Source organism: Streptomyces anulatus, from assembly GCF_014650675.1.
Taxonomy (GTDB): domain Bacteria; phylum Actinomycetota; class Actinomycetes; order Streptomycetales; family Streptomycetaceae; genus Streptomyces; species Streptomyces anulatus.
This window is the reverse complement of the sequence record NZ_BMVK01000015.1, coordinates 46,694-59,068: the sequence shown is the minus strand read 5'-3', so window position 1 is coordinate 59,068 and position 12,375 is coordinate 46,694. Positions and strand designations below refer to the sequence as shown.

The window sequence follows — 12,375 nt, the reverse complement described above, 5'->3', positions numbered from 1 at the left end:
AGGGACAGGGTTACGGTCCGGGCGCCGCCGCTCGACCGTTACGGATCAGGCCCCATTACGGGTCAGGCCCCGCCCGAACCGCCTGTGCTGTCGGTGCTCTCGCCGACCTTGGAGATCCAGTCGGTGACGGTGCCGATCGCGTCGCCGATCGCTTCCCAGTAGCCCTTGCCCTGGGCGACCCAGTCCTGGAGCGGGGTCAGCTCCCAGACGAGCCAGCCGGCGACGATCAGGAGCACCACGGTGAACAGGCAGCCCTTGAGGCAGCCGAGTCCGGGGATGCGCATCGGGTTGGCGCCGCGCTGCCTCGGCGGACGCGGCTCGCGCGGCGGGCGCTGGGCCGGCGGCTGGGGCTGCTGCGGCTGCGGGGGCGCGTACTGCTGCCGCTGGGGCTGCTGCGGCTGCTGGTAGCGCTGCGGCTGATGCTGCTGCTGGTGTTGCTGCTGCTGGTGTTGCGGCGGGTACTGCTGGTGCTGCGGAGGCGGCTGGCGGCGCTGGGGCGGCTGCTGCTGGTGCTGCTGCTGCGGTGGCTGCTGGCGCTGGGGGCGGCGGCGCAGCGGGTCCTGGCTCGGGTCGAGGTACTGGACCTGGGTCTGCTCGTTGCGGTCGCGGGCCGCCTGGAGCTGCGACTGCCAGGGGTGCGGGCCGTCCGGCTGCGGCGGCCCGTCGGGGCGCTGCGGCACGGGCGGCATGACGGACGTCGGGTCGGCGTGGCCGCCGGGGCCGCCCTGCCCCCCGGGTCCGGTCTGCGGGAGCACGCTGGTGGCCGCCGCGGGGTCGAAGGAGCCCGCGTTGTTCGGCAGCACCTGCGTGGGGTCGGCCGCTCCGGGGGTCTCCGGGACGGCCGTGGGCGCCGGGTCGGGGGCGAGCAGGGCGCCCACCCCGTCGGCGGCGGCGATCTGGGCGGAGTTCGCGTGGACGCCGATGCCCGAGGCGACCGTACGCAGGCCGCGGGCCAGGTTCTCGGCGCTGGGCCGCCTGTCCGGGTCCTTGCTCAGGCAGCGCTCTATGACCGTCCACAGCGGGGCCGGGACGGTGGAGGGGCGGCGGGGCTCCTCGCTGAGGTGCCGGTGCAGGACTTCGAGGGCGGTGCCCCCGGCGAACGGCGGACGGCCGGTGACCAGCTCGTACAGCAGGATGCCCGCGCCGTAGATGTCGACGGCGGAGGTCTGCGGGCGGCCCTCGGCGGACTCCGGCGCCACGTAGGCGGGCGTGCCGACGAACTCGTGGGTCCGGGTCAGGCCCGGGGAGTCGGCCAGGCGCGCGATGCCGAAGTCGGTGAGCATCGGGTGCATCTGGCCGTCGCGCTCGTCGAGCAGCACGTTGGCCGGCTTGAGGTCGCGGTGGACGACGCCGTCGGCGTGGCTGGCGGCGAGCGCGTCCGCGATCTGCGCGGTGAGCAGGGAAGCGGCGACCGGGGTGAGCGGGCCGTTCTCGCGGAGGTAGCGGTGCAGGTCGGGGCCGTCGATCAGGTCCATCACCAGGGCGAGGAGATCGCCCTCGACGACGAGGTCCCGGGTGCGCACGATGTTGGGGTGCGTGAGCCTCAGCAGGACGGAGCGCTCCCGCAGGAACCGCATCACGACATCGGCGTCGTTGGCCAGCTCCTCCTTGAGGACCTTGATGGCCACGGTCTCGCCGGGCTGACCCGCGACGGCTGCCTCGGCGCCCGCGGTCTCCCGCTGGCGGGCTCGCCAGACGGTGCCCGTGGCGCCGCGTCCGAGCGGCTCCTCGAGCAGGTACTTGCTGCCTACCGGCCGCACGTCATGCGCTCCCTGCTGATCGTGGTGCTTGCGGTCCCCCAGGGGGTGTCTTGCTCGCCTCCTGGGCCCGCCCGAATGTTCCGGCCCACTGTAGTGCCGCCGAACGGGGCACCGGGGGCTCACGTTTCGGAGGAAGACGCGCGGACCGGGCGGAGGGTTGCCGCACAGCTGATCACAGGCAGGTCAGACGTTCGGCCACGGAAGCGGAATCCCGTCCGGCATCTGGCAGGTAACTGCCGGGAAACCCCTCCGAGCGGCGGGATCCGGACGCAAGCAGGCACTTTTGCGCCCACAGCCGACCATTCAAGATCATTTAAAGGTGACCGCCGGGCGTGTTGTCAGTGGCAGGTGCGAGGATGCCTCCAGCACGGATCTGCGAGGTCGGAGTCTCGCGGTGCGTGACGACCTGTACGGACGACGTGTCCGTGCCGGGTGGGGGGAATCACAGGGCGTTTCCCCTGCCGGGCACCCCCGCGCAGAAGGGACCGCTGACGGCGATGCAGATCCGGCTGACCGTCCTCGCGCCGCGCAGCGGCCAGACCCTGGCGCGCACCTGCGACGTGCTCGTCACCGCCCCCGCCGGGACCGCGCTGGCCGCCGTCGCCTCCCAGCTGGCCGCCGCCGTGTCGGGGCCCGAGAGCTCCCAGGGCGGCGGGGCGATCGTGTTCTTCGCCGGACGGGAGCGGCTGGACGGGCACCGCATCGCGCTGGGCGAACCGCCCCTGGTGGACGGCGCGGTCCTCTCGCTCCAGGTCCCCGGCGACGACGAGGCGACGGACGACGCCGTTCCGGCCCAGCTCCACGTGGTGGCGGGCCCTGACGCGGGCGGCGTCCACCTGCTGCACGGCGGGCAGATCCGGATCGGCCGCTCCGCCGACGCCGACGTCCCGCTCGACGACCCGGACGTCTCCCGGCTGCACTGCGCGGTGACGGTCTCCGACGACGGCCGGGTCTCGGTCGCCGACCTCGGTTCGACGAACGGCACCTCCCTGGACGGCGTCGAGGTGCGCGAGCGGCCGGTCCGCCTCGCCCCCGGCGCGCTGCTGCGGCTCGGCGAGTCCGCCCTCCGGCTCACGGCGGGCTCCCGCCCGGTGACGCTGCCGACCGCCCCGGACGGCGAGGGACACCTGCGGGTGACCCGCGCCGAGACGGGCTCCGCCGCCCCGGGCCACGGCACCGGTGCGCCTCTCTCCGCGCACACCCCCGACCACGGCGGCCAGGGCCACGGCTACGGCGCAGCGGCGTCCCCGTTCCCCGCTTCCGCCGGTTCCACGGCGCCCCCAGGGCCCTACGGCGGCTCCGGAGCCGGGGGCTCCTCCCCCGACGAGCCCTCCTGGCCGGAGCACGCCGAGGCCGGGCCGGGCGCGTATCCGGGACACGCCGCCCACGCCCGCGGCGAGGAGTTCGCCGACGCCCCGGCCCCCCGGCGCGGCATAGGAGCCTGGGCGAGGCGGCTCAAGGGCGGCGCGAAGGGCGAGCAGACGGCGGGCCCGGAGACCGGGGCGGGCAAGCGGGGCGACGCGTACGCCGCCCGCACGGACGGTCCGGGCGGCCCGGCGGCGCCCGGATCATCGGCGCCCGGGTCCGGCGCGTACGGCTCGGTCGCGGGGTCCCACGGGTTCCCGGGCGGCTCCCACGATCCGTCCGGCGGCCCGTCGGGGGCCGGACACCTCGCCTCCCCGGCCTCCCCCGGCTCCCCCTTCTCCGCGCTGCCCTCCGCCCCCGAGGGCACCTGGCCGGATCCGGCCGCCGTGCTGCTGACCGCGCTCGGCCCCGGGCCCCGGCTCTGGGAGCGCCACCCGGGGCACCCGGAGGCGCTGGTGGTGCGGCTCGGCACGACCGACCGGGCCGAGGTGCCCGGCGTGCCGGTGACCGTGGGGCTGCAGGAGGCCGGTTCGCTGGGGCTCGCCGGTCCGCGCGCCCGGCTGGCGGGGCTGGCCCGCGCGACGGTGGCGCAGCTCGCCGCGCTGCACTCCCCGTTCGACCTGGAGATCGTCCTCATCAGCACGGACCGCTCCCGCCCGCTGGAGGAGCGGCGGCGCGAGTGGTCCTGGCTGGGGTGGCTGCCGCATCTGCGCCCGACGCACGGGCAGGACTGCCGGCTACTCCTCGCGTACGACCGCGAGCAGGCGGCCGCCCGTACGGCCGAGCTGGTGCGCCGCCTCGACGAGGGCCCCCTCGGACCCGGCTGGCCGCATCTGGACCGGGCCTCGGTGGCCGAGGCGGCCCGCGAGCACACGGGTCCGCACACGGTGGTCGTCCTGGACGGCGACCCCGGTACGGCGATGCTGCGCGAGACCACGGCGCGGCTGGCCGGGGCGGGCGCGGCGGCCGGGATCCATCTGATCTGTCTGGCCGAGACCCCGGCCTCCTCCCCCACCTCCCCGGTGGCCGCGACGTACGAGGCCGCCTGCCGGGCGTCCATCGCCTTCCGGGAGTGCGGGGCCGTCGCGATGCTGAGCGGGGACGTCGCCACGGCGCTGCGCCTGTTGCGCACGGCGGGCGGGCAGGCCGCGGGGCACGGGACGGTGGCCGCGGTGGACGCGGTGTCGGCGGCCTGGGCCGAGCGGTTCGGGCGGTCGCTCGCGCCCCTGCGTGAGGAGGGTTCGGCCGCGCTGGCGGGCCGCCCGACGACCGCGGCGCTGCCGCCGTCCGCGCGGCTGCTGGACGAACTGGGCCTGGCCCGGGCCACACCGGCCTCGCTGATGGCCCGCTGGGCGTCCACGGCGGAGGCCCAGCCCGGCGCGTCGGCGCCCCGGACGGCGGCCGCCCCGGCCCGCTCCGAGCTGGACAGCGCCAATTCCGGGCGCACCCTCAGCGCGGGCCCGCGCGTCGGCCCGCAGCGCACCGCCGCCTCCTCCCACCGCGACTCCGGCCGCACGCCGTACCCGGCCGCGGGCGCCCCCGACCCGGACCGCACACCGTATCCACCGCTGGACGCCCGCGACTCCGGGCGCACGCCGTACCGGGGCCACAGCTCCGACCCCGACCGGCCGCCCTACCCGCCGCTGGACACCCACGACTCCGGGCGCACGCCCTATCTGGGCTCCCGGCGTTCCGGACCGGGGCAGGGCTCCGGGACCGGGTCCGGGGGCCGGGGCGACACCGCCGCCTCCGGTGGGCCCACGCCCCCGGCCGGCGCCCACACCGGCCGGCCGGTCCTCGTGCTCGGGGCGGGACCCCGGGGCCCCCTCAGCGTCGATCTCGCCGACGAGGGTCCGCACCTGCTGATCGAGGGGCCGCCGGGCAGCGGCCGTACCGAACTGCTCCGGGCCGTCGCCGCCTCGCTCGCCTCCGCGGCCCGGCCCGACCGGCTCGGCATCCTGCTCGTCGACGGCTCCGGCGGCGAGCAGGGAGAACGCGGCGAGGGCCTGCTCCCCTGTACGGAGCTTCCGCATGTCTTCACGCACCTCGTGGCGTGCGACCCGGTCCGGATGCGGGAGTTCGCGCAGGCCCTGGGCGGCGAGTTGAAGCGGCGTGCCGAGCTGCTCGGCGACCTGGACTTCGCCGCCTGGCACGAGCGGCACGCCCAGCAGGAGGCCCCGCCCCGCATCGTGGGCCAGCGGCCGCCGAGCGGCGCCGAGCGGCGGGGCGATCTGGACTCCCCGGCCAGCGGCACCCTGCGGCTGCGCCCCGTGCCCCGGTCCGGGGCCCCGGGCCCGTCGCCGCTGCCCCGCCTCGTCGTCCTCGCCGACGACTTCGACGCGCTGGTCGCCCCGGCGCTCGGCAGTCCCGGCCGGCCCGCCGCCGGTTCCGTGGTGCGGGCGCTGGAGGCCGTGGCCCGGGACGGCGGGCGGCTCGGGGTGCACCTGGTCGCCACCTCCGCGCGCCCGGACCGCACCGAGGACACCGAGCTGGCCCGTGGCGCCCGGCTGCGCATCGTGCTGGACGCCCCGGTGCTGCCGCCGTCCCCGGACGAGCCGGCCCCCGGCCGGGGCAGGCTGGGGCATCCGGACGGCCGGGTGACGCCGTTCCAGGGAGGCCGGGTCACCGGCCGCATCCCGCGTACGGCGACGCTGCGGCCCACCGTCGTTCCGCTGGAGTGGGAGCGGATGGGCGATCCGCCGACCCGGCGTCCGGTCCGGGAGCTGGGCAACGGGCCGACCGACCTGGCGCTGCTCGCCAGTGCGCTGGAGCGCGCGGCCCGTTCGGTGAACGCCGAGCGGCTGCCGGCGCTGGTGCCGTTCCCGGCCTGACGCGGCCGGCGGACGACCCGCCCCTACCCCTGCCCGGGCAGGCTTCCGACATGCCCTGACATGACGTCACGAGGCGATCACGATCGCTCTGTTGGGGCCTCCGGCGGTATTGCGGGGCCCGTGTGCCGGGCGTAGGACTGTGCGCACGGACGACGTGGTCCGGGCATGCGGACATGGCCGGACGCGTAAAGAAGAGACGGGGCAGTAATGCGCACAACCCTTCGGATACGCAGGGCCGCAGTGGTGTTCGCGGCGGCCGGCGCTCTGGCGCTCACCGGCTGCGGAGGCGACGGCAAGAAGAAGTCTGACGACGAATCCGGCAAGGGCACGGACAGCGCGTCCACGGTCGAGCTGCCGAAGCTGGACGGGGAGAACATCTCCGTCGCCGCGGTCTGGACCGGACCCGAGCAGGAAAACTTCACCAAGGTGCTGGACGAGTTCGAGAAGCGCACGGGCGCGAGCGTCACCTTCGTCCCGGCGCAGGACCCGATCATCAACTTCCTGGGCACCAAGATCGCGGGCAAGCAGCCGCCGGACGTGGCGATGATCCCGCAGGTCGGCGCCATCCAGCAGGCAGCCGCGAAGAAGTGGGCCAAGCCGGTCGGCGCCGAGGCGAAGGCTCAGCTCGACAAGAACTACGCGAAGGTCTGGCAGGACCTCGGCGCGGTGGACGGCACCCAGTACGGCGTGTATTTCAAGGCCGCCAACAAGTCCCTGATCTGGTACAACGCCGCCGCGTTCGACAACGCGGGGGCAAGCGAGCCGAAGACCTGGAAGGACTTCCTGACGACCGCGGAGACCATCTCGGCCTCCGGCGTCACGCCGGTCTCGGTGGGCGGCGCGGACGGCTGGACCCTGACCGACTGGTTCGAGAACGTCTACCTCTCCCAGGCCGGGCCGGAGAAGTACGACCAGCTGGCGAAGCACGAGATCCCGTGGACCGACCCGTCCGTCAAGGACGCGCTGACCACGCTGGCCGGGCTGTGGGGGAAGCCGGAGCTGATCGCGGGCGGCGCGGACGGGGCGCTCCAGACGGAGTTCCCGGCCTCGGTGACCCAGACGTTCACCGGGGGCGACCAGCCCAAGGGCGCGATGGTGTTCGAGGGCGACTTCGTCTCCATCAACATCGCGCAGACCGAGGCGAAGATCGGCACGGACGCCAAGGTGTTCCCGTTCCCGGCGGTCGGCGCGGACTCCCCCGTGGTGACCGGCGGCGACGCGGCGGTGGCGCTGAAGGACACCAAGGGCGCTCAGGCGCTGCTGACCTGGCTGGCGTCCTCCGACGCGGCGAAGATCTGGGCCGAGGCGGGCGGGTTCATCTCCCCGAACAAGGGCCTGGACCTGAAGGCGTACCCGAACGACGTGCAGCGCACGATGGCCCAGGCGCTGATCGACGCCGGTGACGACGTCCGGTTCGACATGTCCGACCAGGCCCCGCAGTCGTTCGGCGGGACGCCCGGGAAGGGCGAGTGGAAGATCCTCCAGGACTTCCTGAAGAACCCGAAGGACATCGCGGGGACCCAGAAACAGCTGGAGTCCGAAGCGGTCAAGGCGTACAAGAGCTGACGCCGTGACGACAGCGACCGCGGGGGGCGCCGGGTCGGCGCCCCCCGCCGACGACACGCATCCCCGTCCGTCCCCTCCCCCGGACCCGAAGAGGTCCCGCAAGAGCGTGACCGGCACCCGCAAGGTCATCGCGGCGGCGTTCCTGCTGCCCGCGCTGGTGCTGCTCGGCGCGCTGGTGCTCTACCCGATCGGGTATTCGGTCTACCGGTCGTTCTTCGACCAGGCCGGCACGGGCTTCGCCGGGATCGACAACTACAAGGCGCTGTTCACCGACGCCACCATCGTCACGGCGGTGAAGAACAACGCGATCTGGGTGGTCTTCGCCCCGACCGTCGCCACCGCGCTCGGGCTGATCTTCGCGGTGCTGACCGAGCGGATCCGCTGGGGCACCGCGTTCAAGCTGATCGTCTTCATGCCGATGGCGATCTCGATGCTGGCCGCGGGCATCATCTTCCGGCTGGTGTACGACCAGGCTCCCGAGCGGGGCGTGGCCAACGCGGTGGCGGTGGGCGTGCACGACACGTTCAACGAGTCATCCGGCTTCCCGAAGGCGCGCCCGCTGCCCGTGCACCCGCTGGAGAAGGGTGACGGCGGGGCGTTCGTGTCCAAGGAGCCGGTCCGGGCGGGCCAGCCGCTGCGGGTGCCGCTGATCGGCGTGGCTCCGGCGAAGATGCCGGGCGACGCACGGCCGGCGGAGGGCGCCCCGGCGGCCTCCGGGGACAAGATCTCCGGAACCGCCTGGCTGGACTTCACCCGGGGCGGCGGCGGCAAGCCGAATGTCGTCGACCCGAAGGAACTGGGCCTGAAGGGCCTGAAGATCGAGGCGGTGAAGGACGGGAAGGTCGTCGCCACCGCCACGGCCGGAGCGGACGGCGTGTTCACCCTGCCCGCCTCGGCGGACGGGGCCCAACTGCGCCTGCCCGCCGACAACTTCCGCGAGCCGTACAACGGCGTCGACTGGCTCGGGCCGTCCCTCGTGACGCCCGGGATCATCGGCAGCTACGTGTGGATGTGGGCCGGGTTCGCCATGGTGCTGATCGCGGCGGGCCTGGCCGGTCTGCCGCGCGAGCTCCTGGAGGCGGCCCGGGTGGACGGCGCCAACGAGTGGCAGGTGTTCCGCCGGATCACGGTGCCGATGCTGGCGCCGGTGCTCGCGGTGGTCCTGGTCACACTGATGATCAACGTGCTGAAGGTCTTCGACCTGGTGTTCATCATCGCCCCCGGCTCCTCGCAGGACGACGCGAACGTGCTGGCGCTCCAGCTGTACAGGTCCTCGTTCGGCACGGACGCGGACCTGGGGATCGGGAGCGCCATCGCGGTCCTGCTGCTGCTGCTGGTGATCCCGGTGATGCTGTTCAACATCCGCCGGATCCGGAAGGAGGGACGCCGATGACGGGCCACGCACGCCCCGTGCCGCCTCCCGGCCGGGGGTCCGGGGGTCGTCCCCCGGAAGAACGCAGCAACATCCGCCGGATCCGGAAGGAGGGACGGCGATGAGCAGCGCACCGGAAGTGAACACCGCACGCATCGGCCGCCAGAAGGCGGTTTCCCGGCAGACGAGCGCCCCAGGAGCGCCCAAGGCCAAGCAGTCCCTCGGCGCGCGGATCGCCGCCCGTGCGGGCGGCGGGGTGATGCGGGTCTTCCTGATCCTGGTCGCCCTGTTCTGGCTGATGCCCACGATCGGCCTGCTGCTGTCCTCGCTGCGCGGGCCGCAGGACATCGCGGCGACCGGCTGGTGGAAGGTCTTCACCGCCCCGTCGGAGATGACCTTCGACAACTACCAGCGGCTGCTGGACAATTCGACGATCACCGGCTCGCTCGTCAGCACGATCATGATCACCGTGCCCTCCACGGTGCTGGTGGTGGTGATCGGCTCGCTGGCCGGATACGCCTTCGCGTGGATGGAGTTCCCCGGCCGCGACTGGTGGTTCCTGCTGGTCGTCGGGTTGCTGGTGGTGCCCGTACAGGTCGCTCTGATCCCGGTGTCCGAACTCTTCGGCACCATCGGGATCTTCGAGACGACGCTCGGGGTGGTGCTGTTCCACACCGCGTTCGGCCTGCCGTTCGCGATCTTCCTGCTGCGGAACTTCTTCGCGGAGATCCCCCGCGAACTGCTGGAGGCCGCCCGGCTCGACGGGGCGGGCGAGATCCGGCTCTTCGTCCGGGTCGTGATGCCGCTGGGCGGTCCGGCGATCGCCTCGCTCGGGATCTTCCAGTTCCTGTGGGTGTGGAACGACATGCTGGTCGCGCTGATCTTCGCGGACTCCGAGTCGCCGCCGATCACCGTGGCGCTCCAGCAGCAGGTACGCCAGTTCGGCAACAACATCGACGTACTGGCGCCCGGCGCGTTCGTGTCGATGGTGATCCCGCTGGTGGTGTTCTTCGCCTTCCAGCGGCAGTTCGTGACCGGAGTGATGGCAGGCTCGGTCAAGTAGCCCTCGCCACAAGGCCGTACACCCTCGAAGGCGTACGGCTGTACGTCAACCCGGAGCGGCCCGGTTCCCCGGAACCGGGCCGCTTCGCCGTCCGCGTCCCCCGATTGCCACGTCCGGCGTAACCCTGTCATTCCATCCGACGTTTGCGGTCTGCCTGCTTCCCGCGAACGATCGACCCATGGATGTGTAGTGCCCCGGTTCTCCGTCATCGTGCCCGCATTCCGGGTCCAGGCCTATCTGCACGCGTGTCTGGACTCCGTGCTGGCCCAGTCCTTCAAGGACTACGAGATCGTCGTGGTCGACGACTGCTCCCCCGACGCCTGTGGGCCGATCGCCGACGAGTACGCCCGCCGGGACCACCGCGTCACCGCACTGCACCTCCCCCGCAACACCGGCCTCGGACCGGCACGCAACGCCGGGATGGGCCGGGCGGCCGGCGACTACCTGATCTTCCTCGACGGCGACGACACCCTGCTCCCGGACGCGCTCCAGACCATCGCCGACCGGATCGACGCGACCGGCGAACCCGACGTCCTGATGTACGACTACGCCCGTACGTACTGGACGGGCCGCAGTGTGCGCAACGTCCTGGCCGCCCACCTCGACGAGGGCGGGCCCGCCCGCTTCCGGCTCACCGACCGCCCCGAGCTGCTGCGACTCCTCATGGTCGTCTGGAACAAGGCGTACCGCCGCGCGTTCATCGAGGCCGAGGGGTTCACCTTCCCGCCCGGCTACTACGAGGACACCCCCTGGACCTACCCGGTGCTGATGTCGGCCGGGTCGATCGCGGTGCTGGACGCGGTCTGCGTCTCCTACCGGCAGCGGCGGCGCGGCAACATCCTCTCCACCACCAGCGAGAAGCACTTCGACGTCTTCGACCAGTACGACCGGGTGTTCGCGTTCATCGACGCGCGCCCCGAACTCGCCCTGTGGCGACCGGTGATGTTCCGCCGGATGCTGGACCACTTCTCGGCGCTGTTCGCCTCCCGGGACCGGCTGCCGCACCACAGCCGCGCAGCGTTCTTCCGCCGGGCGGCCGCGTCCTGCCGCCGCTATCGCACCCCCGGCGCCCCGGTCCCCCGCCGTGCGCAGCTGCGGCACGGCCTGCTGCGGCTCGGCGCACGGCGCACCTACCAGGCCCTGTCGGGGGCCCAGCGCCTCGGCGGCCGGCTGCGCCGGGGTTCGGCCGCGGTGCGCCGGGCGGTGCGGGGCTCGGCGCTGCGGGCGCACTACCGGATTCAGTTGAGGCTGCCGCTGCGCTCCCGGGACGCGGTGTTCGCCGCCCGGGGCAGCGGGGGGTACACGGGCAGCCCGGCGGCGATCGAGGCGAAGGTCCGCGAGCTGGTCCCGGGGGTGCGGACGGCCTGGATCTGCCGGGCCGTCGACGCCCACACCGTGCCGACCGGCACCCGGCATCTCGTGCCCGGCACCTTCGCCCACTGGACGGCGCTGGCCCGCTCCGCGTACCTGGTGAACGACGCCGCCTTCGACCGGGGGCTGGTCAAGCGCCGGGGCCAGGTCCTGCTGCAGACCCACGAGGGCACGCCCCTGCGGACCGTGGGCACCGATCTGCTGGACCGGCCCGCCGCCGCCCGGGGCACCGACTTCGAGCAGCTGCTGCGCTCCGTGGACACCTGGGACTTCTCCCTCTCGGCCAACCCGCACTCCACCCTCGTACGGGAACGGGCCTACCCGTCCGCGTATCTGACGCTGGAGTACGGCTCGCCGCGCAACGACGTGTACCACCGCACCGGTCCGGCCGATGTGGCGCGGCTGCGCGAGACGCTGGGGATCCCGGCGGGCAGCACGGCCCTGCTGTACGCCCCGACGCACCGCGACTACCGGCGTGTCCAGCAGCCCGCCCTGGACCTGGAGCGGCTGGTCCGGGTCCTGGGCCCGCAGTTCGTGGTCCTGGCCCGGGCGCCGCAGCTCGCGGGCCCCGGCGGCCACCGGGCGCCGCATTCCCGGATCATCGACGTCAGCGGGCACCGGTCCGTGGAGACGCTGGCGCTCGCGTCGGACGCGCTGATCACGGACTACGCGTCGCTGATGTTCGACTACGTCAACCTGGACCGCCCGGTGGTGCTGCACCTGGCCGACATCGAGGCGTACGAGGCGGCCCGGGGCACGTACTTCGACATCACGGCGTTCCCGCCCGGCATCGTGGCCCGGGGCCAGGACGAGCTGTTCGACATCTTCGCCACGGACCACTGGCGGGGCTCCCGCTCGGCGCAGCTGCGGGCCGCGTTCCGGGCCCGGTTCTGCCCGTACGACGACGGGTACGCCGCCGAGCGGGTGGTGCGGCGGGTCTTTCTCGGGGAGACGGACGGGCTGCCGCTGCCGGTGCCGTCCGCCGCCCGCCGGACGCCCTCGGCCCTTCCGGCGCAGGACGGGGCCGGGGCGGGCGTCAAGAGCTGA

General features: G+C 73.8%; 6 protein-coding genes. 5 read left to right on the top strand and 1 reads right to left on the bottom strand.

Translation table 11 applies throughout. From position 1 onward, the window contains the following. Window positions 1-62: 62 nt before the first annotated feature. Window positions 63-1,760, bottom strand: coding sequence for a serine/threonine-protein kinase (locus IE272_RS29280; protein WP_190008844.1), 1,698 nt, complete (start codon window positions 1,758-1,760; stop codon window positions 63-65). A 497-nt stretch (window positions 1,761-2,257) separates the two neighbouring features. Between IE272_RS29280 and IE272_RS29275 the strand changes: the two genes are divergently transcribed. The 5 genes from IE272_RS29275 (at window position 2,258) to IE272_RS29255 (ending at window position 12,375) form a co-directional block, all read left to right on the top strand. Further along, window positions 2,258-5,956, top strand: coding sequence for an FHA domain-containing protein (locus IE272_RS29275; RefSeq protein WP_190008842.1), 3,699 nt, complete (start codon window positions 2,258-2,260; stop codon window positions 5,954-5,956). 207 nt (window positions 5,957-6,163) lie between these two features. Next, on the top strand, window positions 6,164-7,522 hold the full coding sequence (locus tag IE272_RS29270) for an ABC transporter substrate-binding protein (protein WP_079044185.1): 1,359 nt from the start codon (window positions 6,164-6,166) through the stop codon (window positions 7,520-7,522). A gap of 106 nt (window positions 7,523-7,628) precedes the next feature. Beyond that, window positions 7,629-8,915 carry a carbohydrate ABC transporter permease gene (locus IE272_RS29265; RefSeq protein ID WP_056707395.1) on the top strand — a complete coding sequence of 429 codons (1,287 nt, stop codon included), beginning with the start codon at window positions 7,629-7,631 and terminating at the stop codon, window positions 8,913-8,915. A gap of 100 nt (window positions 8,916-9,015) precedes the next feature. Next, window positions 9,016-9,957 (top strand): carbohydrate ABC transporter permease, encoded by a 942-nt coding sequence (locus IE272_RS29260; protein ID WP_056707397.1) that lies wholly within the window; start codon window positions 9,016-9,018, stop codon window positions 9,955-9,957. Window positions 9,958-10,146: 189 nt separating this feature from the next. Next, window positions 10,147-12,375, top strand: coding sequence for a bifunctional glycosyltransferase/CDP-glycerol:glycerophosphate glycerophosphotransferase (locus tag IE272_RS29255; RefSeq protein ID WP_190008840.1), 2,229 nt, complete (start codon window positions 10,147-10,149; stop codon window positions 12,373-12,375).